This window comes from Alteromonas sp. ASW11-130 (assembly GCF_026183735.1).
In the GTDB taxonomy this organism is placed as follows: Bacteria; Pseudomonadota; Gammaproteobacteria; order Enterobacterales; family Alteromonadaceae; genus Alteromonas.
Window position 1 is genome coordinate 20,657 of record NZ_JAPFRE010000015.1, and the last position, 21,381, is coordinate 42,037.

Here is a 21,381-nt window from a genome sequence, read left to right on the forward strand (position 1 = left end):
TTATTCCTCTACTTTACCGCCGGCAGCTTCAATTGCTTCACGCGCGCCTTTAGTAACCTTCAACCCGTTAACCGTTACCTTGCGTGACAATTCGCCACTCTTTACAACTTTAACGAACTGCATTTCTTTCTTTACAAGACCAGCAGCTTTTAAAGTTTCAAGAGAAACTATATCACCTTCAACTTTCGCAATCTCAGTCAATGTAACTTGATCAGTTACCATGCCTATACGCGAAGTGAAACCGAACTTAGGTAGACGGCGTTGAATTGGCATTTGACCGCCTTCAAAGCCTGGCTTAACCGTTCCACCAGAACGGCTTTTTTGACCTTTGTGACCACGGCCACCAGTCTTACCAAGGCCAGAGCCGATACCACGGCCAACACGCTTACCAGATTGTTTTGCTCCTGGTGCAGGAGAAATCGTATTTAAACGCATGTCTTACTCCTCCACGATTTCAACCATGTAATTTACACGGTTGATCATGCCACGGACAGCTGGGGTGTCTTCCAGTTCACGGACATGGTTGATTTTACGCAGGCCTAAACCTTTAAGCGTCGCTTTGTGCTTTGGCAAGCGGCCAATCGCACTTTTCGTTTGCTTTACTTTAATCGTTGCCATGTCTGATTACCCCAAAATTTCTTCTACAGACAATCCACGCTTCGCAGCAACACCCGCTGGAGAATTCATCTCTGTCAGCGCGTTGATTGTTGCACGAACAACGTTGATTGGGTTTGTAGAACCGTAACATTTTGAAAGTACGTTCTGCACACCAGCTACTTCAAGTACTGCACGCATTGCACCGCCGGCGATGATACCGGTACCTTCTGATGCAGGCTGCATATAAACTTTAGAGCCAGAGTGACGACCTTTGATTGGATGCTGTAATGTATGACCGTTCAAATCAACGTTCACCATATTACGGCGAGCCTTTTCCATTGCTTTTTGGATAGCAGCAGGCACTTCTCGTGCTTTACCGTAACCAAAACCAACGCGACCATTACCGTCACCCACTACTGTCAATGCAGTGAAACTGAAGATTCGACCACCTTTAACCACTTTAGATACGCGGTTAACAGCAATCAATTTTTCTAACAGTTCACCTGTTTGAACTTCTTGTTTAGCCATTATAAACTCCTAGAACTGAAGACCAGCTTCGCGAGCTGCATCAGCCAATGCTTTCACACGACCGTGGTATTTAAAACCACTGCGATCAAAAGCGACGTCTTTCACGCCTTTTTCGATAGCACGTTCTGCGATTGCCTTACCGACTGCCGCCGCTGCTTCAGCGTTACCAGTTGATTTAAGATCTTTCTTTAGATCGGCTTCAACGGTAGAAGCTGCCGCCAATACCTCAGAACCGTTTGGAGCGATTAACTGAGCATAAATGTGGCGAGGTGTACGGTTTACTACCAGGCGATGCGCGGCCAGTTCACGTATTTTTGCTCGTGCGCGAGTTGCGCGACGAATGCGAGCTGTTTTCTTATCCATCGTATCACCCACCTACTTTTTCTTAGCTTCTTTACGACGTACATGTTCATCAGCGTAACGTACACCCTTACCTTTATAAGGCTCTGGTGGACGATAGGCGCGAATGTTCGCCGCAACCTGTCCTACCACCTGCTTATCGGCGCCTTTGACGACGATTTCAGTTTGGCTAGGAGTTTCAACTGTAATGCCTTCAGGCATCTCGTATACAACAGGATGTGAGAAACCAAGTGTCAGATTAAGTTTGGCACCTTGTGCTTGTGCACGATAACCAACACCATTTAACTGCAACTTTTTCTCAAAACCTTCTGAAGTACCCTGAACCATTGAATTCAGAAGCGCACGTGCAGTACCTGCTTGTGCCCAAGCGTCAGCAAAACCTTCGCGAGGTAATGCTTTAAGTTGGTTTTCTTCCTGAACTACTTCAACCGCGTCATTAAATACGCGTGTCAGTGTACCTTTCGAACCTTTAACAGTGACTTCTTGTCCTGAAATAGAAACATCTAATCCTGACTTTAAGTCGACTGGGGCTTTTGCTACTCGTGACATTTCAACTCCTCCGATTACGCTACATAACCGATGATTTCACCACCCATGCCCGCTTTACGCGCAGCACGATCGGTCATCACACCTTTAGAAGTCGACACGATAGCCACGCCCAAACCACCTAGTACTTTTGGAAGCTCATCTTTTTTCTTATAGATGCGCAGACCAGGACGGCTTACACGTTCGATTGTGTCAATAACTTGCTTGCCTTCGAAGTACTTTAACGTCACTTCCAAAACAGGCTTAACGTCACCAGATGCTGCATAATCAGTAATGTAACCTTCTGCTTTCAATACTTCACAAATTGCTGAGCGAAGTTTTGAAGAAGGCATAGTTACAGATACTTTCTGCGCCATTTGGCCGTTACGGATGCGGGTAAACATATCCGCGATAGGATCTTGCATGCTCATATCAGCTACTCCTTACCAGCTGGCTTTTTTAAGGCCAGGGACTTCACCGCGCATTGCTGCTTCACGCAGTTTAATACGGCTTAGACCAAATTTGCGTAGGTAACCATGTGGGCGTCCCGTAATGCGGCAGCGATTTTGCTGACGTGCTTTACTTGAGTCACGTGGTAGTTGTTGTAGCTTAAGCACAGCATCCCAACGTTCTTCTTCAGAAACGTTGACATCGCTGATAATCGCTTTAAGTTCGGCACGTTTTTCAGCGTACTTAGCTACTAGCTTAGCACGTTTGACTTCACGAGCCTTCATTGATTCTTTTGCCATAACCCTACACCTTATTTTTTGAATGGGAAGTTGAACGCAGTCAACAGAGCACGTGCTTCTTCATTCGAGTTCGCGCTGGTAGTGATAGTAATATCCATACCACGAACTTTATCCACTTTATCGAAATCGATTTCAGGGAAAATGATCTGCTCACGCACGCCCATGCTGTAGTTACCACGACCGTCAAACGACTTCGGGTTCAAACCGCGGAAATCACGGATACGTGGAATAGCGATTGAAATCAAACGCTCAAGGAATTCCCACATACGCTCACCGCGTAGGGTTACTTTACAGCCAATCGGATAACCTTCACGGATTTTAAAACCCGCAACAGATTTTCTCGCAACTGTGACAATAGGCTTTTGACCGGCGATAGCCGTCATATCAGCTTGCGCATTCTCAAGCACCTTTTTGTCAGCAACTGCTTCACCTAAACCCATGTTTAGAGTGATTTTTTCAATCCGAGGGACTTGCATGACGCTTTGGTACCCGAACTGCTTAGCAAGTTCAGCTACTACTGTTTCTTTATAGAAATCATGCAGTTTCGCCATCGTACTCTCCAATTAATTAAACGAGTTCACCGTTGGACTTGAAGAAACGAACTTTCTTCTCGTTTTCCATACGGAAACCAACGCGATCCGCTTTACCCGTCGCCGGGTTAACAATCGCTACATTAGAAACGTGAATAGAAGCTTCCTTTTCAATAATACCACCCGCTTCACCCGCGTGAGGGTTTGGCTTCTGGTGTTTCTTGACAAGGTTTACACCTTCTACAACTATGCGGTTATCAGCCACAAGCACTTTCAGGACTTTGCCTTGTTTGCCTTTGTCTTTTCCCGCTAATACGACTACTTCATCATCACGACGAATTTTTCTAGCCATTATCGTGACTCCTTATAGTACCTCTGGGGCCAGTGAGATAATCTTCATGAAGTTTTCACTTCGAAGCTCACGTGTAACCGGGCCAAAGATACGCGTACCAATTGGTTGCTTGTTAGTATTTAACAATACAGCCGCGTTATTATCGAAACGGATGGTAGAACCATCTGCACGACGAACGCCTTTTCTAGTACGCACCACCACTGCGTTCAGTACGTCACCTTTTTTAACTTTACCGCGAGGAATTGCTTCCTTAACAGTAACTTTGATGATGTCACCGATACCTGCATAACGGCGATGCGAGCCACCAAGAACCTTAATACACTGAACCCTGCGAGCGCCGCTGTTATCGGCTACATCCAGGTTAGTTTGCATTTGGATCATGTTAGTGCTCCGCTATTAAATTAAGACTCTGCCGAGTCGTTTATGCTGCTAAAAACGGCCGAACTAGCCATTTTTTAACCATACCCCCATAAAAAGGGCGCGAAATGATAACAGAAAAGATAGATAAGCGATAGGCCAAATTTGAATTAATTTTAAGCGATTCAAAACGGGTACGTATAGTAAATTCTCGTGCTATTTCCCATGTTAACTTTACAGCATTTGCGGCGGTAAAAAACGTTGTAAGCAAGTGCCTAGGCGTTTTACGTTAATAGGTTTGGTGAGGTAGTCGTTCATACCTGCTACTGAACACTTTTCTCGCTCTCCCGCTAATACATTAGCTGTTAAGGCCACGATAGGTATCAACTCTCCTTCTGGTCCCATCTTTCGTATCTTGGCCGCCGCGGTGTAGCCATCCATCACTGGCATCTGGCAATCCATTAATATCAAATCATATATTTGATTGGTTTTAAGTGCTTTAGCAACTTTATTTACCGCTATTTCACCATTTTCCGCTAAATCGATATTTACCTTGAGTTCTTTTAATTGTTCGGTGATAACGATCTGATTAATTGTGTTATCCTCAACTACCAGCACTTTATAGCCCGCGAAAGAACAGGTACTCGCGTCGATTTCATGGGGTTCAGGTTCTATATATGCTTCATCTGATTGCGCTAACTGAATAGAAACGGTAAATATCGAACCCTCATTGGGTTTACTGTCGACGCGAATACCCCCTCCCATCATTTCTGCTATTTGCGAAACAATACTTAAGCCCAATCCCGTCCCCCCAAATTCTCGTGTTGTCGCGCTATCGCCTTGATGGAATGGAGAAAATATTTTCCGCTGCCGCTCTTTTTCTATGCCTACTCCTGTATCCTCAACCATTAATTGAATCAAATACTTTTTATCTGGTTGTTTAAGTGCGCGCGTTTTGACACTTACTGTTCCCTCGTGAGTAAACTTAATTGCGTTGTTTATCAAGTTAGTTAAGATTTGCTGAATCCGAATTGGATCCCCCTGAAAATGAAGCCCTTTTACGGCTTCTATATCAGTCTGTAGCTGAATTCCTTTTTTCTTTGCTGTATGTTCAAATAATTTAATCTGTTGTTCGATAAGCGCCTCCAGACTTAGAGGAACCGTCTCAAACGACATTTCTCCGGAATCAATTTTTGAGAAGTCGAGTACGTCATTTATCAGGCCCAGCAATGATTCTGCGATCTGGTGAGCAATTGAGCACAACTCTTGTTGTCGTTCGGTAAGGTTTGTTTTAGCCAACGTGTCGAGCATCCCCAAAACCCCGTTGATGGGCGTGCGTATTTCGTGGCTCATATTGGCTAAAAACTGACTTCTCGCCTGCAGTGCATGTTCTGCTATTTTTCGTTTATCTTCTAAATCTTTCCCTACTTGAACTTGTTGAGTGATATCGCGTGAAGCGCCGAGTATACGCGTGCAAACACCATCCTCATATTCAGCCTGTGCTCTAACGGCAATCCATAGAACCTTGCCCGTTGGGGTCAATATTTCTAATTCGGTAGAAATAGGCGTTCCTTTCTCAATACATTCAGCAAGCAAGCTACTCATTCGCTCTCTCTCGCTTTCATGTCTGATGATGCTTATGCCTGCTTCTAAAGAAATATCAAAGTCAGGCGGAAACTCATATAGTTTCTTCAGCGCTTTTGACCAAAATATTTCATTATTGGGCACATCAATTTCCCATGACCCAACCCCCGCAAGCTCACTGATTTGACTGAGCATTTTATTTTGACGTCGGAGTGCCTCATTTTTCGCATTCACACTTTCAAACGCTAACTTGCGACTTAACTCTGTACCTATCCACTCTGAAAGGAGAATAACGTAGTCTAGCTCCACTTCCTTAAAGGGATATTTTCTAGCCGACGGCGATGAGAAATTCACCGTTCCATATAGCTTTCTTTCAACATACAGAGGAATACCAATATACGAAAAAAGCTGAAATTTTTCTGCTGCCGGGTGTTTACCGCATACCTGTTCAACATCGTGGTAACTAACAATAGCATTCGCATCTAACGTATCTATGCAAAACGTATCTTCAAGTTCGAATATAGTACCTGGCTCTAGCGAATCATCGGGTGAACTTGCCGCTATTACGGTGTAAGTTTGTCTATCTATTTTGCTGACAATTCCAATTTCCAGCTCCAATAAGTTACATCCGACGTTGAGTAAACGTATTAGTTTTTCATCATACGAAAGATTGATATCGGAAGAGATTGTATGAAGTGTGCGCAGTATTCTCATTCTAAGGTCGATTAATCTTTAGATAAGTCAGTAACCTAAGGGTAGCTTACCTTAAATGTTATTCCTATTAATCTTGTTTACTAGCGACAAAAAGAAAAAAGCCCGGAAACCGGGCTTTATTTAAACGACATTATAGTGGTTACGCAACTTACTCGTAAGAGTAATCCATTGTTACACCGCTATAAGACGCGTATGCACGAATACCTATGTGCCACGTACCGGCAGATGGGTTGGTGAATGTACAGGTTTCATTATTTCCATTTTTGTATGGACGACAATCCCAACTTGATGTGGTTGGCTGGGCGCCGAGACGCATGTAAAGGTCAGCATCCCCGGAGCCCCCTGAAATAGATACAGTTAACGTAGTAACGCCAGAGGGGATATCCCATGTATAGCGTCTCCATGAGCCGTAAGATCCTGATAGGTTCGTCAGCTGGCCAGATACGGGGTCGACACCGCCGCCGCCACCACCGCCACCGCCGCTACCGCTACACCCATTGGTATTGAGGTAATCATATGCGTCCGCTACTTGGACTATACCGTGACCATAATAAATATCTCGCCCTGCGCTGCCTTTGTCTTTCGCTGTAGCATTAATCGCGGCTCGGATTTGATCGTTAGTACATTGAGGGAAGAAACTCCATACTAAAGCAGAAGCACCGGCCACATGAGGTGAGGCCATGGATGTCCCGCTTAGCGTAGCGTAAGTATTAGTAGGATATGTGGAATAAACGGAGCTTCCTGGCGCGGCAATTTCGACTTGCGAATTGTATTGCGAATAACTTGCACGGCTTTCATTTGAACCTACAGCGGCAACAGACATTACTGCATCATAAGATGCCGGATAAGAGAGTGAGCTATTACCACTATTGCCTGCCGCAGCCACTAATAGAATGCCATCGTCCTGAAAGCCATTCATTGCATTACGTTCAGCTGTAGATGAAGAGCTTCCACCCAAGCTCATATTAACTACATTTGCGCCAGCACTCTTACACTGGTTGATTGCAGCAATTAAATCAGAGGAGAATGTCCAGTTACCATTATCGTCAAATATTTTAACGATATGCAGATTAACTCCCGGATAAACGCCGATGACGCCCTGGGTGTTATCGTAAGCTGCGATGGTACCTGCTACGTGCGTACCGTGGCCATTGCCATCGTTATACCAGTTGCCAACTGCGCTACTGTTAGCTTCTCCTGTCACACCGTTATTCTGATCGGGTAAATCAGGGTGGCCCAAGTTGTAACCCGTATCAATAACACACACCTTCCGCGCGCTGGTATTGCTTTGCGACAACTGATTCGCCTGAACCATGTTATAGCCATAAGGTACGGTTTGCGCTAATGGCTTTCTTTTAGCGTCGCGCGAGATACTTGCTACATTTGGATTATTGCGAAGTTTGTTTAATACACTTCGGTTCATAGTAGCGGCAACCATACGCTGCTCGCTTAATACCTTCTTGGTTTTCGCGCCCATTTTGTTAACAAAGGATTTGGCAGCGTTAGCATTAAATACACCTTTTCCTTTTCCCTTGCTATTACTTTGAGTAGCGCCCGATTCCATTACCGATACATCTGCGGCATTCTGTTTAAACTCAATTATATAGCGCTCTTCTGCGAAGTCCTGTTTGGATAGGAGGAGTCGCTCTTTAAGTAAAGTTCGCATATCCTGAGGTTGAGCTTTAACTTCAACTGGTGTGTTCACCGCAGCGCCAACAGACACACTTAATAGTGTAAGTGTTGCCGCAAGCGCTGCTTTTTTCGTTAAAAGGTTACTTTCCTTCATTGATGTTCCTAACTTGTTGTATATTGCCCGCACTCTAAAAGTGGTGCCTTTATGGGCTTGAGTGAGTGGCCTGGCATTTGACTAAGCTCAGGGAAGTCCTCAACCACTCCTTGGTTGTCTCAAAAGCAAAAAATCACGTCCGTCAGACCAGTTATCTGCTGTACGCTAACAGCAGCTCCCGTTTCTCGGAAGAACGGCGCAACCATGCACGCGGCATGCGTCGCTAATCTGTCGTGGTAATTAATTTCCTGTTACAACAAGAATTAGCAGGAATGCTGCGGGATGACTGAAACTGTTCAGTCCACCCTTTTAGTTTGGAGAAGCGCTAAGCTAATGCGGCGATATTGCAGCAAACATAAGCTACAGCTTATAGGATTAACAAAAAGAATAAGTTTGAGAAATTAGATTAACGTATAAACTATAAAAATACAGCAATAAACATTAATAATTTATTACAATTTAATTACACTCACGTAAAGATAAGTGTACATTTTTTGACCTTTGCGGGAGAATTATGAGCAACTGCGTTGTCTTACAGCTTCGTATAGACAAATACCTGTGGCGACTGAGACATTTAAACTGGATACGCTGCCCGCCATAGGTAATTTGACCAGTTCGTCACAACGTTCTTTCGTTAAACGGCGCATACCTTTCCCCTCAGCGCCCATCACCAGCGCCAATGGGCCAGTAAGCTTGCAATCGTAGAGAGATTTATCGGTTTCGCCTGTCGTACCAATGACCCATACGCCTTTGGATTGAATATCCTGTAGTGTTCTCGCTAAGTTCGTCACTTGTATAAAAGGCACACTTTCTGCTGCCCCACAGGCGACTTTTCTCGCTGTTCCGGTTAATCCAGCTGATTTATCTTTCGGGGCAATAACAGCGTGTACACCGGCCGCGTCGGCACTACGCAAACATGCACCCAGATTATGTGGATCGGTAATTCCATCAAGAATTAATAAGAAAGGCTGTTTATGGTTTTGCAATACTTCATCAAGGTCATTTTCTGTTAACACGCGAGCGGGTTTAGCCCGCGCAACAATACCCTGGTGTTGTTCTCCATTCACTTTATCATCAAGTACTTTACGATGACAAAATTGTACGCTGATGCCATGTCGACGAACCTGATTTACGATATCATTTAAACGATCATCGTTACGGCCTTTTAGTACTAAGACTTCTATTAGTCGTTCAGGCTCATTTGCCACAACTGCAGATAATGCGTGGATACCGTATAACCATTCTTGCTGAGCCATTTATCGTTTTTTCACCTTGGATTTAGCTTGCTTACGTGATGATTTCTTTTCTTGGGATTGAGCGGAAGAACGTGGCTTCTTTTTGGCAGACTTAACCTTAACGTGACGGCCGTTAGTGCTTTTTAAAACCTTGCTATCGAGTATAAGGTCAATTTTGCGCTCGTCTAGATTTACGGAGGCTACTTTTACCATTAGTGCGTCGCCTAATCTAAACTGCGTTTTGGATTGTTCTCCCACTAAACATTGTTTGACATTATCATAGTGATAATAATCGCTGTCCAGTGAAGTGATATGAACCAAACCATCAATATGATACTCGGTTAACCTGACAAAAAGCCCGAAGTTGGTCACCGAACTGACCACACCATCAAACGTAGCCCCTACGTGATCTTGCATAAATTCACATTTTAGCCAATCAGACACATCACGGGTTGCGTCGTCTGCTCTACGTTCTGTCATAGAGCATTGTTCGCCCAACTGCTCTATTTCTTCCTCTGTATACGCTTTTGCACCTGTGACCTTATGCTTTTGTTTAGCTAAGATACCTTTTATTGCGCGATGCACGACTAAATCTGGATAACGCCTTATAGGCGAAGTAAAATGTGCGTAAGCCGCTAACGCCAAACCGAAGTGACCAATGTTATCACCATCATAAATTGCCTGTTTCATGGAGCGAAGCAACATAGTTTGAATCAATTCTTGATCTGGGCGTTGTTGGGTCTTAAGCACGACATCAGTAAAATCAGCAGGCGCTGCGTCATCCTTTATTTGATGGGGGACACCTATTTCGCCAAGATAAGCGATAAATGCGCTAAGTCTGTCTGCGTCTGGTTTGTCATGTACACGGTAGAGCGCTGGCGCTTTATGTTTCTCAAGGAATTTTGCTGCACTCACATTCGCCATGATCATACATTCTTCGATCATTTTATGAGCGTCATTGCGCGTGAGGGGAACGATATTTTCTATTTTACGTTCGGCATTAAACACAAATTTACTTTCTTGCGTTTCAAATTCAATAGCTCCACGCTTAGCTCTGGCCTTTTTTAATGCCCTATACAAATCGTGTAAATTCCGCAAATGAGGAACCTGCGCTTCGTAACGTTGGTTCAGGTCTTTATCACCCTCAAGTATTTTCCACACCTTATTGTATGTGAGTCGTGCATGGGAATTCATCACTGCTTCATAGAATTGGTAGGACTGTAATGTTCCTTGGCTATTGATTGTCATTTCGCAGACCAGACATAACCGGTCAACCTGTGGATTGAGTGAGCACAGACCATTTGAAAGGACTTCAGGTAACATGGGAATAACCTGATCAGGAAAATAAACAGAATTTCCTCTATTTAGCGCTTCCGTATCTAAGGCATTACCTTGACGAACATAATAACTAACATCCGCAATAGCCACCCAAAGCTGCCACCCCCCGTTATCGAGGGGTTCACAAAATACAGCATCGTCAAAGTCACGCGCATCTTCACCATCTATGGTCACTAACGGTAGTTGCCTTAAATCGACCCGCCCTTCTTTAGCTTTTTCAGAAACCTGTTCATCTAAATTTTCTACTTGTTTTTCGACCGCTTTTGGCCAAACGTGAGGAATATCGAACGTTCGTAACGCCATTTCGATTTCCATACCAGGGGCCAGGTGCTCACCTAGTACTTCTAAGATTCTACCCACGGGGTTTACGCGGCGGCGAGGACGCTGAGTAAGTTCAACCACTACCACCTGTCCCATGCGCGCGCCATTGACGTGCTCCGGTGGAATAATAATCTCGTGATTGATTCGGCTGTCGTCAGGTATCACCACGCCTATTCCCTGTTCAGTAAAATAACGACCGACAATGGGCTCCTCACGGGGGGTGATAACCTGGGTAATATAAGCTTCTTTGCGGCCTCTACGATCAGTACCGCTTTGTTTGGCTTCCACTTCATCATCATGTAAAAAAAGCTGCATCTGGCCTTTGCTGATAAACAAATCGCCTGAATTGTCGTGCGGGCGCAAAAAGGCATAGCCATCGCGATGCCCGATAATTCTGCCACGAATTAGGGCTGATTGATCACCCGGCGCATACTTTTTATGCTTGGTAAACTCGACTTGGCCTTCACGCTCCATAGCACGTAGCCGCCGTTGAATACCTATTCTGCTCTCTTCGTCGTGGGCCTTAACCACATTACAAATTTCCAAAAACGACATGGGCCGCTCGTTCTCGCAAAGCACGCTGAGTAGGAATTCACGGCTAGCAACCGGTTTATCATACTTTGCTTGTTCACGTTGAAAATGCGGATCGTCGCTCATGAATATCTGTTTACCTTTTAATTATACGATGATGAATGATGTATTGGGCGCAATAGCGCTACTTTATAGTGCTAATGATCGCCACGAAAGTCATATGAGTCAAGTAACATTATGGTAACGCGTCACATAAATAGAAATGAGTATACTTAACTCTCCAGTGGACGTCGTGCAGCGCGCACTGCCTTTGGATGCATCAGCTTTTCTAAGGCTTGCAAATAACTGGCAATACGGGCATGTACTTTCTTATCGTCAGTGACAGCATTATATAACCAGCGATACGCGTCTTCGTAATCATAAGGGCTGCCATGACCATCAATAAATAGTTCAACTAATTGAATTTGTGCCTTTAAGTTTCCTAAGGCTGACGCTTCTCTTAGAAACACAACTGCCCGCGTTTTATCTTCCTGAACCAATATGCCTTTTGCGTAATAGCGTCCAAGCTGTTCCAACGCCTCTGGTAGGCCCTGTTGAGCTGCTAAAGACATAAAATCAATGCCACGTTCCGGCTCTGCCTCGACACAGACGCCCCATGCAAGCATGTCGCCCCATAGAAACTGATAAGCAGGTACCTTTAACACTTCTGCGCGCGCTTCAATATCTTGCACAAGTTGGCAGCGATCTTCAACGACCCGAGTAAGATGGGAGTTTTCGGCTATCATTTTTAGTAGCTCATCCTGTGTATACAGTTGAACTGCCTTTATCTCCTGCGCTGTAGCTGCACTGGGTACGACCAGTGTAGCTACAGCGATAATACAAAAATACAACTTTTTTAATGCCATGGCATTCTCATTACACATTACCATTCTGGCTCGCCTGGCAATGACGAACCATAACTCAGTTTATTTCATTCAGTGCGTTAATTAAATTTAGTAGAAAGCGCAGCCTGAATCCGTCGGAGTTGCTCTGCAATATCCACGCCTAAATCTGTTAAATAACCGCCATCGGGTTGCGTAATTACGCCTTTTGCATACAGTCGGGATGCTGCACTTACCATCGATTGACTCGCATCGTGGTGAATTTTCAATCCCTGATGTAAGCTGTCATCGGGAAACTTCAACAGTAAATTTAACTCTTCTGTCATTTCAGTATCAAACACGCTCATCGTTTATTCCTCTTTTACCGGCAAGAATCGGGTATCAATAGGCAAATCGCCGCCACTATAACTGCTTAGACTAATTCACATGCAAATTTTTGCTGCTTAGGGATGAATTAGTATATATGCCTTTAAACAAAGTTCGCCAGCTTCCGTTATCGACTTTTCGCATTTCCCAATGTTGTATCACACTACCATTTTGCTGCGGTGTCCAGCTTATTTTGTGGTCTATCATTTTTCCTTCTTTAGTCTTTCTTTTGCCGTATAAAATCATTGCGTTATTATGCAGGCCGCCGGCAAGCTGAAGACGCAGACCCGTTTTATCTACCCATGTTTGATACCATTTGCCAGTCGTTTTGTCGTAGATATTTATGCTCATTCCATACGGACCGTCTTTGGTTTCGTAGTGTTCGGTTATCACACAATTATCATAATCTTTTTGGATAGTATTATTGCCAGCAGAATTACCATCTGGTGTGGTCACTACCCAGACACCAAGCCAAAAGTCAAAATCGTTATATTCGTCTTGCTCGCACTGGGCGCCGTGAACGGGCTTCAATAGCGTGCATATAATTAAAAATAGAAATGTTACGCTCACTCGTTTCATGGCTTAAGACTCTGATAAACCGATTATTCAATGGTATACTCTTGGTAAAGCGTAGTCGCAAGGACAATAGTGTTCAAATGAAGTACAAAGATCTGCGGGATTTTATTCAACAGCTTGAAAAGCAAGGTGAACTGAAGCGTATTTCTCAGGAAATTGATCCTGACTTGGAAATGACTGAAATTGCTGATCGGACCCTTCGAGCCGGCGGCCCGGCGTTGCTATTTGAGAACCCTAAAGGAAGCGATATCCCTGTTTTAGCTAATTTATTTGGAACGCCGGAACGCGTGGCGATGGGGATGGGTCAGTCTTCCGTGGCGGCGCTTAGAGATGTGGGTGAGCTGCTCGCCTATTTAAAAGAGCCCGAACCGCCAAAAGGTGTCAAAGACTTATGGCAAAAAATACCGGTTTTTAAACAAGTGTTGAACATGCCTGCCAAGGAACTGAAAAAAGCGCCGTGCCAGGAAGTGGTGCTGACTGACGAAGACGTCGATTTGTCGATGCTTCCTATTCAGCGTTGCTGGCCGGGCGATGTAGCTCCTCTTATCACTTGGGGTCTCACGGTGACAAGGGGTCCAAATAAGAAGCGCCAAAATCTGGGTATTTATCGACAGCAAGTTATCGGTAGAAATAAACTTATTATGCGCTGGTTATCCCATCGCGGGGGCGCGCTTGATTTTCGCGAGTGGTGCGAAGCGCATCCGGGCGAGCCCTACCCCGTTTCCGTTGCCCTGGGCGCTGATCCGGCGACCATCTTAGGCGCGGTCACACCCGTTCCAGATACGCTATCAGAATATGCATTTGCCGGTTTGTTGCGAGGTGATAAAACGGAAGTCGTCAAGTCTATCAGCAACGACTTACAGGTGCCTGCTAGCGCGGAGATTGTGTTAGAAGGTTACATCGCCCAAGATGAAACGGCACCCGAAGGTCCGTATGGGGACCATACTGGCTATTATAATGAAGTTGATACTTTCCCGGTTTTCACGGTAACTCATCTTACGCACCGAAAATCGCCAATCTATCATTCAACTTATACTGGTCGGCCACCAGATGAACCTGCTATCTTGGGTGTGGCATTAAATGAAGTGTTTGTACCCATATTACGTAAACAGTTCCCTGAGATAGTCGACTTTTATCTACCTCCAGAGGGATGTTCCTATCGCCTGGCTGTGGTCACTATGAAAAAGCAATATCCGGGTCATGCAAAACGCGTAATGATGGGGGTGTGGTCATTTCTCAGGCAATTCATGTACACTAAATTTGTCATTGTGTGCGACGATGACGTGAATGCCAGGGACTGGAATGATGTTATTTGGGCCATTACCACCCGTATGGATCCCGCAAGAGATACATTATTGGTTGAAAATACGCCGATAGATTATCTTGACTTTGCTTCGCCCGTTTCTGGGTTAGGTTCTAAAATGGGAATGGATGCGACGAACAAATTTGAAGGGGAAACCGACCGCGAATGGGGCATACCCATTGTAATGGATGAAGATGTAAAGACGAGGGTAGATGACATCTGGGATGATCTTGGTATTATGCAGAACGCTAAACCTTCCTCTGATTGAGTTATTTAATATCAGCGGCAATGAAAACTTCAGAATAAAGCTAAATTAAGTTGGAATTTAATGTCAGAAATTGAATGTCAGGTCAGCGCGATTACGCCACTTACTGAATCCGTCTTTAAAGTTGTACTTAAGCCAAAGGCACATGTCGAATTTAAGGCAGGTCAATATATTTTGGTACATATGGGTAAAGACGATAAGCGCCCCTTCTCCATTGCGAGTCCTGCTTATGACCATGAGCGTATAGAATTACATATTGGTGCTGACAAGGACAATACGTATGCGTCTGAAGTGTTGTCGAAAATGCGTAAAGAAGGCTGTATCAAAATAAGTGGCGGACATGGTGAGGCATTTTTGCGCAAAACAGAGAAAGACATCATTTTGATTGCTGGTGGAACTGGTTTTTCCTATACCCATTCGATTTTACAGCAATTTTTGCACGAAGAGCATGACAACCAAATTCATCTGTATTGGGGTGGCAAAACACTCGACGATTTGTATATGTCAGAAAAAATGAAACAACTTGCTACATTGCATCCCCATTTTACCTATGTTCCGGTAATTGAAGAAGCAGACGATTCCTGGAAAGGACACACTGGCTATGTCCATCATGCCGTTATGAAAGACTTTACGGATATGAGCAATTGTCAAATTTATGTGGCTGGCCGGTTTGAGATGGCAAAAGCGGTAAGAGATGATTATCAACGCTACCAATTAAACAATAAGGATTTATTCGGGGATGCTTTCGCATTTATTTAGGTTGAAGAAATGATAAAACCGCAAGGTAAGTTTCACTTGATACAAAAAGTTGCAATTTTGTTCACTTGGGTATTGAGTTTGCTTACCAGCACGTTCACATATTCTGAGCTTAATTTGGCTTCAATTCCGCTGTCTACTTATGTGGCAGAAGAAGATGGTAATGGCAGAATCAATGACATTATCCAAGAGGCATTCAAACGTAGTCAGATTGAGGCGAGCTTATCTGTATTGAGACCAGCGTTTCTCGGCAGTGGGCTCAGTAACGAATCGTTAGACGGTGATTTTGCGTTTCTCGACCTTGACCGCAAAAAAGATAACTTTGTTTATTCAAAGCCCTATCTGCCCCTTTATCTTGTTGCTGTAAGTAAGCGCCCTTATGTTAAAGAGGTGCGCAATCTGGCGCACTTGCAGGATAGCCGCATCGCCATAGAGAATCGTTTCGCTAATACTGATCGATTACGTATAGAAAAAGCCATTAAATGGTCAAGAAACCCTGATACATTTGATGCGTTTAAACAATTGGCCGATGGTCGTTCGCCCGCGCTAATCACTTCAGGTCTATTAGTAAATGAATTCAATCGCTTGCTTGAGAATCATCAGGAAGCCAAGCTTTTTTCTTCACCCCACCCTTTGGTAACCGCTAAGTTTACTGTAGCCGCCCGGGCAAACATCCCAAATATCAAGTCATTGTTAGCACAGTTTGACTCGGCCATTGAACAGATGCAAAAGGATGGAACCTACAATCAGCTACTTCAGTTACCTTGGCTACTCAAAGATGTCAATAATGATGGGGAGGCAGAATTTATCAGCTCCCTCGGTGTACTAAACAAGAATTCTTTGCCGCCCACCCCCCTCGACGCTTTTTCGCTTGATGGTACGCCCGCTGCCACATCCGCTGTGTACATCATTGACGGTAATGAAGTTGAATCGTGGGAGCAGGTGAAGGCTTTACTGCCCGATATCAGACATCAGGAAAGAAAAAGCTTACTAGACGAGACCATCTATAGTCGCATGATGCGTAGATGGTAACTACAATTTATACGTACAAACAGTAAACCTAAGCACACCCTATATCAGTATAAAGAGCTACACATTTACTGGAGGAAATTATGTCTGAAGTGAACACGGGTCCTGAGTACGAAGATAAAATCCCTAAAGAAATCGCTGAAATTCAAAAAGCTATCTCAGCACATGACTCTCAGCGTGTGAAACTATTGCTTACAAACGAAATTTTGGATGAGGTACAAAAGGGCCATCTAGTGGAACTGGCGAAATCGAACGGGACCCCAGCCATTGTAAAAATGATAGAGGATACACCTGCGACGCCATAGGTAAATAATCATTCTTCTTTTCATTCCCGACGGCTCAAATGAAGGCCTCGCCCTTCATATTCGTATCTCGCCTGAGTCTATTGAGAACGGCGAAAAAGTAATATTTAGTTACGATCATGCGTTAGCACCGAGCCGTTCCCGCGTTCAGCGGGAATACACTTCTATTATAGCTAAAATGCGCTTTCAACTACCCGAGAGAGAAGTGAAAGCTTAACCACTGTGTCGTTGACGCTAGCTTATAATTGGCCTGATAACTTAAATTTCTATTGTTCTATAAACTCTTATTTATTGCCAAATACAAGGAGAATCTCATATTCTCTAAATGGGGCATATTTAAAAATCAGAAAAGAAGGCAACGTCGTCGGCTTTGTCACACTAGCTCACAACGTTCCATCGAAAAGTAACGACAGGGAGTCGTCATTGTGGCGGAGGCCGCAACCTCCTTAACACGCTAACCTATTAAACCCGTAATCTTGCCCTCTCAAATAAAGCCTTAAACTATAGGTAATCGCTTAAAATCGGCAACTTTTTTTCAATTTACTGAACGACTGCAACTGGCCAAGCAGCGAATAAAGCAATAGTGTCTTACTTCACTCAATGCGCTGCGCATTTCACTGATGAAAATATGAGGGAAAAACTATTCTATAACTTTTCTACTGAACTTAGCGATTGACAAACTCAGAGCAGCAACCTAAACTTTCACTAATTTCTGAAACTTCAATATGTAGATATGTCATCAATCACAATGTCAGCAGTCATGCACTTTGGCGAAATGGGAAGTCGCTGGGGCTTTAACCGCACGGTTGGGCAAATTCTTGCTCTTATTGTACTTAACGATAAACCTATTTCTGCGCAAGAAATAGCGGACACCTTAAGTATTTCGAGGGGAAACACCAGCATGGGTTTAAAAGAGTTGCAGTCCTGGCGCTTGGTTAAACTTCATATCATCCCAGGCGAACGTAAAGAATTTTTTGTCGCGGCGGGTGATATTTGGACGCTGGCGAACCGCGTGTTGGAAGAAAGAAAAAAAAGAGAAATTGATCCGACTTTAAGTTTGCTTCGTGATCTCTTACTCGACTCACCATCGACCGATAAAGATAAGCTCGCGCAAGATAAGTTGTGCGAAATCCATGATTTGTTGGAATCCGTTACGCGTTGGTCAGAAGAACTTCAGCGTATGGGTCCAGACAAGCTTCTAACGCTAATGAAGTTGGGTGCTGGGGTTGGCAAGGTTCTGGAGTTTAAAGATAAATTAAAAATCGGTAACAAATAGCCAGCTAACTAATATTCAGGAGGACTAAAAAGTGGACGTATTATTGTTGTCTCGTCTGCAATTTGCATTGAATATGAGCTTTCATATTCTTTTTCCCACCATCACCATCGCTCTGGGCTGGTTCCTGTTTTATTTTAAATTACGCTTTACGCTCACCCACCATCCGGTTTGGATGAGACTGTATCGATTTTGGGTTCGTGTATTTGCATTATCGTTCGCCCTTGGTGTTGTTAGTGGCGTAACTATGTCATTTCAATTTGGTACGAACTGGCCCGGTTTTATGGAGAAGGTCGGTAACGTTGCCGGCCCCCTCCTGGGATATGAGGTGCTTACGGCCTTTTTCCTTGAAGCAACATTTTTGGGCATCATGCTGTTTGGGATAAGAAAAGTACCTAGCTGGTTGCACACCCTTTCTACCCTCCTCGTTGCATTCGGCACGACAGTATCCGCCTTCTGGATACTCGCGTTAAATAGCTGGATGCATACACCTCAGGGTCACGAAATAATAGATGGGGTGGTGTACGCTAAGGACTGGTGGCAAATTATATTTACCCCCTCTTTCCCCTATCGATTAACTCACATGTTGTTAGCCTCCGGCCTCACTGCCTGTTTTTTAATTGCAGGGTTAGCGGCTTATCGCCAACTGCATGGAGATAATAAGCTTGCCCCTAAAATCGCTGTGCGGACCGGAATGTATACAGCGGCAGTATTAATACCATTACAAATACTCGCGGGTGACTTACATGGACTCAATACGTTGAAGCACCAACCGCAAAAGATTGCCGCTATGGAGGCTGTATGGGAAACTGAGTCTGGTGCGCCGTTAGTGTTATTTGCTTATCCGGATGAAGATGAAAGAGAAAACCGCTTCTCTATAGAAATCCCGAAACTAGCTAGTTTAATCCTTACGCATGAGGCCGAGGGTGAGATTAAGGGTTTAAACGATTTCCCTGGTGAACATCCTCCTGTTGCTCCCGTCTTCTATAGCTTCAGAATTATGGTTGGCATTGGTTTGCTGATGTTACTGGTGTCATGGTTTAGCAGTGCCGTTCTCCTTAAGCACAAAAAGCTGCCCCGATGGGGAAAAAAAGTGTTGGTAGGAATGACCTTTAGTGGCTGGTTAGCCACGTTGGCAGGATGGTATGTTACCGAAGTGGGCCGCCAGCCGTACTTGGTAAACGGTATACTGCTTACTGAGGATGCAGTAACCACCGTTCCCGCTGCTAATGTTGGGCTGTCATTTACCCTCTATGCACTTATATACATGTTTTTGTTAGTCTCATATATCGCCACGTTAGGGCTGATGGCAAGACGAGCGGTTGAAATTGAAGAAATTACCTCAGAAGAGCGAGAGATGGCTAAAGCCAGCCGCATGTCACCGGCCAATACGTAGGAGTTGTTATGCCATTTGAAAGTTTATCCTTAGAAACACTTGGTGATATCTATATCGGCGTATTCGGTTTAGCTGTACTACTTTACGCTATTCTTGACGGGTACGATTTAGGCGTAGGTATATTGATGCCTCCGCGGCACGAAGGCTATCGCGACACTATGATTTCTTCAATCGGTCCGTATTGGGATGCCAACGAAACTTGGCTGGTGTTAGCGGTTGGCATTCTATTATTTGCCTTTCCTGATGCGCACAATCGTTTTTTACAAACCCTTTATTTACCCGCTACATTTATGCTACTGGGTCTAATTATGCGAGGCGTTTCTTTCGACTTCAGAGCGAAGGTAGCGCAGGTTAAAAAACGCAAATGGGACTTATCGTTTAAATATGGTTCGCTAGTGGTAACGCTTACCCAGGGATATATGTTAGGCATTTATGTCACCGGTTTGCGCACTGACCTATGGGCGCAGGGGTTTGCCTTACTCTCAGCTATAGGCGTATCAGCTGCCTATGCGTTTATCGGTTCTTGCTGGTTAATTTTGAAAACTGAGGGAGAATTACAAGAAAAAGCGTTCCACTGGGCGAGACGTGGGTTGTTAGCGCTAGCCATTGGAATTAGTGCCGTCAGTTTGGCCAATCTGACATTACATGAGGATGTACGGGAAATGTGGCTATCCGCTCCATCCGGATATTACTTAGCAGCCATCCCTATTTCGTGTTTCATTTTATTGAGTTTATGCGCCATTTCACTCAAAAAACTACCCGCTTATAAAGGGCGGGCAGACTGGCTACCTTTCGCCATCGCGCTGGTGGTCTTCGGCTTGTGCTTTGCTGCCTTTGCAGTTAGCTATTACCCTTATGTGGTGCCGGGAGAAATGACTATTGAAGGTGCCATAAGTTCCGCTGGTTCATTACGTTTCTTGCTGGTAGGCATTGTCATAGTTGTGCCATGCATACTCGCGTACACCCTTCTGGTCTACCGTATATTCGCGGGTAAAGCAGAAGAGCTTTCCTATTATTAAAAGGGGCCGTTTTGCGCGTAGTTTTTATTTTATTTGGGTTCTGCTGGTCATACTTATCATGGGCTGGAATAAATGACGAGGCAAAACATATTTTCGCCCGGCAATACTTTAGTGCATGGCAGGCTACGCAGACCCCTGACGCCACCGAGTCAGATATTGACGCGTACCTTGCGCTTTTAACCGATGACGTTGGCTATCAGCACTTGCCGTACGTCCCCAGTGGTCTTCGCAGGGCTAATGGCAAAATTGAAATGAAAAAAGGATTGATGTATTACTTGGGTACGACTGCATCGTATAAAGCCACGTTGGACAATGTCATAATCGGCCATAATGTTATTGTCCTTCAGTACCGTACAGTGGTGTCTGGAATTCATCCAGATACCCAACTCCCGACCGCACTAAATTATCGCTCGGTGGATGTGCTTGAAATCTATGAAGGCAAAGTGGCTGTTATCAGACATTATAGCGAATAAGGCCCGCGAAGGGTGATTCAATGACTCGGCTAAATAAGGCTCTATTTGTCTGGGAGTAAGTTTCAAAACTGTAAAATTTTCATCATTAGCGCAGCATATACCAAACCATCATAGACTGTGTTGGCGAGATGTTCTTTTTTGTTTCATTGTTACTATCTTTCTATTCGCTTTCCGCTACCTATTCCCACTCTGTTTCGAGGGTAGTGCGTCCGAAAATCAATCTGCTGGTATAGAT

25 protein-coding genes are annotated in these 21,381 nt (G+C 44.4%); 8 read left to right on the top strand and 17 right to left on the bottom strand.

Annotation, left to right across the window (positions count from 1 at the left end; genetic code table 11):
• From rplO to OPS28_RS03240, 17 genes are all read right to left on the bottom strand, one after another.
• Window positions 1–435 (bottom strand): 50S ribosomal protein L15, encoded by a 435-nt coding sequence (gene rplO, locus OPS28_RS03160; RefSeq protein WP_265607981.1) that lies wholly within the window; start codon window positions 433–435, stop codon window positions 1–3.
• A gap of 3 nt (window positions 436–438) precedes the next feature.
• On the bottom strand, window positions 439–618 hold the full coding sequence (gene rpmD, locus OPS28_RS03165) for a 50S ribosomal protein L30 (RefSeq protein WP_044058207.1): 180 nt from the start codon (window positions 616–618) through the stop codon (window positions 439–441).
• Window positions 619–624: 6 nt separating this feature from the next.
• Window positions 625–1,125 (bottom strand): 30S ribosomal protein S5, encoded by a 501-nt coding sequence (gene rpsE, locus OPS28_RS03170; RefSeq protein ID WP_265607982.1) that lies wholly within the window; start codon window positions 1,123–1,125, stop codon window positions 625–627.
• A gap of 9 nt (window positions 1,126–1,134) precedes the next feature.
• The gene (gene rplR / locus OPS28_RS03175; RefSeq protein WP_169210718.1) at window positions 1,135–1,488 is read right to left on the bottom strand and encodes a 50S ribosomal protein L18; all 354 of its coding nucleotides are present in this window, start codon (window positions 1,486–1,488) and stop codon (window positions 1,135–1,137) included.
• Window positions 1,489–1,500: 12 nt separating this feature from the next.
• Window positions 1,501–2,034, bottom strand: a complete 534-nt coding sequence (rplF, locus tag OPS28_RS03180) for a 50S ribosomal protein L6 (protein ID WP_265607983.1) — start codon at window positions 2,032–2,034, stop codon at window positions 1,501–1,503.
• A 14-nt stretch (window positions 2,035–2,048) separates the two neighbouring features.
• Window positions 2,049–2,441: a 30S ribosomal protein S8 gene (gene rpsH / locus OPS28_RS03185; RefSeq protein WP_265607984.1), complete on the bottom strand. Its 393-nt coding sequence runs from the start codon at window positions 2,439–2,441 to the stop codon at window positions 2,049–2,051.
• A 12-nt stretch (window positions 2,442–2,453) separates the two neighbouring features.
• Window positions 2,454–2,759, bottom strand: a complete 306-nt coding sequence (gene rpsN / locus OPS28_RS03190; protein WP_265607985.1) for a 30S ribosomal protein S14 — start codon at window positions 2,757–2,759, stop codon at window positions 2,454–2,456.
• An 11-nt stretch (window positions 2,760–2,770) separates the two neighbouring features.
• Window positions 2,771–3,310, bottom strand: coding sequence for a 50S ribosomal protein L5 (rplE, locus tag OPS28_RS03195; RefSeq protein WP_265607986.1), 540 nt, complete (start codon window positions 3,308–3,310; stop codon window positions 2,771–2,773).
• Window positions 3,311–3,326: 16 nt separating this feature from the next.
• Window positions 3,327–3,641, bottom strand: a complete 315-nt coding sequence (gene rplX, locus OPS28_RS03200) for a 50S ribosomal protein L24 (RefSeq protein ID WP_265607987.1) — start codon at window positions 3,639–3,641, stop codon at window positions 3,327–3,329.
• Window positions 3,642–3,653: 12 nt separating this feature from the next.
• Window positions 3,654–4,022 (bottom strand): 50S ribosomal protein L14, encoded by a 369-nt coding sequence (gene rplN / locus OPS28_RS03205; protein WP_265607988.1) that lies wholly within the window; start codon window positions 4,020–4,022, stop codon window positions 3,654–3,656.
• Window positions 4,023–4,232: 210 nt separating this feature from the next.
• Window positions 4,233–6,296, bottom strand: a complete 2,064-nt coding sequence (locus OPS28_RS03210; RefSeq protein WP_265607989.1) for a GAF domain-containing hybrid sensor histidine kinase/response regulator — start codon at window positions 6,294–6,296, stop codon at window positions 4,233–4,235.
• 148 nt (window positions 6,297–6,444) lie between these two features.
• Window positions 6,445–8,082, bottom strand: coding sequence for a S8 family serine peptidase (locus OPS28_RS03215; RefSeq protein WP_265607990.1), 1,638 nt, complete (start codon window positions 8,080–8,082; stop codon window positions 6,445–6,447).
• 512 nt (window positions 8,083–8,594) lie between these two features.
• Complete coding sequence (gene rlmB / locus OPS28_RS03220) at window positions 8,595–9,338, bottom strand: 23S rRNA (guanosine(2251)-2'-O)-methyltransferase RlmB (protein WP_265607991.1); 744 nt, start codon at window positions 9,336–9,338, stop codon at window positions 8,595–8,597.
• Window positions 9,339–11,633 carry a ribonuclease R gene (rnr, locus tag OPS28_RS03225; protein ID WP_265607992.1) on the bottom strand — a complete coding sequence of 765 codons (2,295 nt, stop codon included), beginning with the start codon at window positions 11,631–11,633 and terminating at the stop codon, window positions 9,339–9,341.
• A gap of 146 nt (window positions 11,634–11,779) precedes the next feature.
• Window positions 11,780–12,430, bottom strand: coding sequence for a tetratricopeptide repeat protein (locus OPS28_RS03230; RefSeq protein WP_442863968.1), 651 nt, complete (start codon window positions 12,428–12,430; stop codon window positions 11,780–11,782).
• Window positions 12,431–12,489: 59 nt separating this feature from the next.
• On the bottom strand, window positions 12,490–12,735 hold the full coding sequence (locus OPS28_RS03235; protein ID WP_265607994.1) for a TIGR02647 family protein: 246 nt from the start codon (window positions 12,733–12,735) through the stop codon (window positions 12,490–12,492).
• Window positions 12,736–12,805: 70 nt separating this feature from the next.
• On the bottom strand, window positions 12,806–13,333 hold the full coding sequence (locus OPS28_RS03240) for a hypothetical protein (protein ID WP_265607995.1): 528 nt from the start codon (window positions 13,331–13,333) through the stop codon (window positions 12,806–12,808).
• Window positions 13,334–13,410: 77 nt separating this feature from the next.
• On the opposite strand from OPS28_RS03240, the gene ubiD reads away from it, so the two are divergent.
• The 8 genes from ubiD (at window position 13,411) to OPS28_RS03280 (ending at window position 21,146) form a co-directional block, all read left to right on the top strand.
• On the top strand, window positions 13,411–14,901 hold the full coding sequence (gene ubiD, locus OPS28_RS03245; RefSeq protein WP_265607996.1) for a 4-hydroxy-3-polyprenylbenzoate decarboxylase: 1,491 nt from the start codon (window positions 13,411–13,413) through the stop codon (window positions 14,899–14,901).
• Window positions 14,902–14,961: 60 nt separating this feature from the next.
• Window positions 14,962–15,657 carry an NAD(P)H-flavin reductase gene (gene fre, locus OPS28_RS03250; protein WP_265607997.1) on the top strand — a complete coding sequence of 232 codons (696 nt, stop codon included), beginning with the start codon at window positions 14,962–14,964 and terminating at the stop codon, window positions 15,655–15,657.
• A 9-nt stretch (window positions 15,658–15,666) separates the two neighbouring features.
• Window positions 15,667–16,686 (top strand): substrate-binding periplasmic protein, encoded by a 1,020-nt coding sequence (locus OPS28_RS03255; protein WP_265607998.1) that lies wholly within the window; start codon window positions 15,667–15,669, stop codon window positions 16,684–16,686.
• 80 nt (window positions 16,687–16,766) lie between these two features.
• Entirely contained in the window at window positions 16,767–16,988 is a 222-nt protein-coding gene (locus OPS28_RS03260; protein WP_265607999.1) for a hypothetical protein, read from the top strand.
• A gap of 730 nt (window positions 16,989–17,718) precedes the next feature.
• Entirely contained in the window at window positions 17,719–18,261 is a 543-nt protein-coding gene (locus tag OPS28_RS03265) for a GbsR/MarR family transcriptional regulator (RefSeq protein ID WP_265608000.1), read from the top strand.
• A 31-nt stretch (window positions 18,262–18,292) separates the two neighbouring features.
• Entirely contained in the window at window positions 18,293–19,654 is a 1,362-nt protein-coding gene (locus OPS28_RS03270) for a cytochrome ubiquinol oxidase subunit I (RefSeq protein ID WP_265608001.1), read from the top strand.
• An 8-nt stretch (window positions 19,655–19,662) separates the two neighbouring features.
• Window positions 19,663–20,673, top strand: a complete 1,011-nt coding sequence (locus OPS28_RS03275; RefSeq protein ID WP_265608002.1) for a cytochrome d ubiquinol oxidase subunit II — start codon at window positions 19,663–19,665, stop codon at window positions 20,671–20,673.
• Between the two features lie 11 nt (window positions 20,674–20,684).
• The gene (locus OPS28_RS03280) at window positions 20,685–21,146 is read left to right on the top strand and encodes a nuclear transport factor 2 family protein (RefSeq protein WP_265608003.1); all 462 of its coding nucleotides are present in this window, start codon (window positions 20,685–20,687) and stop codon (window positions 21,144–21,146) included.
• The last annotated feature ends 235 nt before the right edge of the window (window positions 21,147–21,381 follow it).

What these genes read in the sequence shown, in the direction of transcription:
- rplO (WP_265607981.1), bottom strand. Translation starts at nt 435, where the DNA reads ATGCGTTTAAATACGATTTCTCCTGCACCAGGAGCAAAACAATCTGGT.
- rpmD (WP_044058207.1), bottom strand. Translation starts at nt 618, where the DNA reads ATGGCAACGATTAAAGTAAAGCAAACGAAAAGTGCGATTGGCCGCTTG.
- rpsE (WP_265607982.1), bottom strand. Translation starts at nt 1,125, where the DNA reads ATGGCTAAACAAGAAGTTCAAACAGGTGAACTGTTAGAAAAATTGATT.
- rplR (WP_169210718.1), bottom strand. Translation starts at nt 1,488, where the DNA reads ATGGATAAGAAAACAGCTCGCATTCGTCGCGCAACTCGCGCACGAGCA.
- rplF (WP_265607983.1), bottom strand. Translation starts at nt 2,034, where the DNA reads ATGTCACGAGTAGCAAAAGCCCCAGTCGACTTAAAGTCAGGATTAGAT.
- rpsH (WP_265607984.1), bottom strand. Translation starts at nt 2,441, where the DNA reads ATGAGCATGCAAGATCCTATCGCGGATATGTTTACCCGCATCCGTAAC.
- rpsN (WP_265607985.1), bottom strand. Translation starts at nt 2,759, where the DNA reads ATGGCAAAAGAATCAATGAAGGCTCGTGAAGTCAAACGTGCTAAGCTA.
- rplE (WP_265607986.1), bottom strand. Translation starts at nt 3,310, where the DNA reads ATGGCGAAACTGCATGATTTCTATAAAGAAACAGTAGTAGCTGAACTT.
- rplX (WP_265607987.1), bottom strand. Translation starts at nt 3,641, where the DNA reads ATGGCTAGAAAAATTCGTCGTGATGATGAAGTAGTCGTATTAGCGGGA.
- rplN (WP_265607988.1), bottom strand. Translation starts at nt 4,022, where the DNA reads ATGATCCAAATGCAAACTAACCTGGATGTAGCCGATAACAGCGGCGCT.
- OPS28_RS03210 (WP_265607989.1), bottom strand. Translation starts at nt 6,296, where the DNA reads ATGAGAATACTGCGCACACTTCATACAATCTCTTCCGATATCAATCTT.
- OPS28_RS03215 (WP_265607990.1), bottom strand. Translation starts at nt 8,082, where the DNA reads ATGAAGGAAAGTAACCTTTTAACGAAAAAAGCAGCGCTTGCGGCAACA.
- rlmB (WP_265607991.1), bottom strand. Translation starts at nt 9,338, where the DNA reads ATGGCTCAGCAAGAATGGTTATACGGTATCCACGCATTATCTGCAGTT.
- rnr (WP_265607992.1), bottom strand. Translation starts at nt 11,633, where the DNA reads ATGAGCGACGATCCGCATTTTCAACGTGAACAAGCAAAGTATGATAAA.
- OPS28_RS03230 (WP_442863968.1), bottom strand. Translation starts at nt 12,430, where the DNA reads ATGTGTAATGAGAATGCCATGGCATTAAAAAAGTTGTATTTTTGTATT.
- OPS28_RS03235 (WP_265607994.1), bottom strand. Translation starts at nt 12,735, where the DNA reads ATGAGCGTGTTTGATACTGAAATGACAGAAGAGTTAAATTTACTGTTG.
- OPS28_RS03240 (WP_265607995.1), bottom strand. Translation starts at nt 13,333, where the DNA reads ATGAAACGAGTGAGCGTAACATTTCTATTTTTAATTATATGCACGCTA.
- ubiD (WP_265607996.1), top strand. Translation starts at nt 13,411, where the DNA reads ATGAAGTACAAAGATCTGCGGGATTTTATTCAACAGCTTGAAAAGCAA.
- fre (WP_265607997.1), top strand. Translation starts at nt 14,962, where the DNA reads ATGTCAGAAATTGAATGTCAGGTCAGCGCGATTACGCCACTTACTGAA.
- OPS28_RS03255 (WP_265607998.1), top strand. Translation starts at nt 15,667, where the DNA reads ATGATAAAACCGCAAGGTAAGTTTCACTTGATACAAAAAGTTGCAATT.
- OPS28_RS03260 (WP_265607999.1), top strand. Translation starts at nt 16,767, where the DNA reads ATGTCTGAAGTGAACACGGGTCCTGAGTACGAAGATAAAATCCCTAAA.
- OPS28_RS03265 (WP_265608000.1), top strand. Translation starts at nt 17,719, where the DNA reads ATGTCATCAATCACAATGTCAGCAGTCATGCACTTTGGCGAAATGGGA.
- OPS28_RS03275 (WP_265608002.1), top strand. Translation starts at nt 19,663, where the DNA reads ATGCCATTTGAAAGTTTATCCTTAGAAACACTTGGTGATATCTATATC.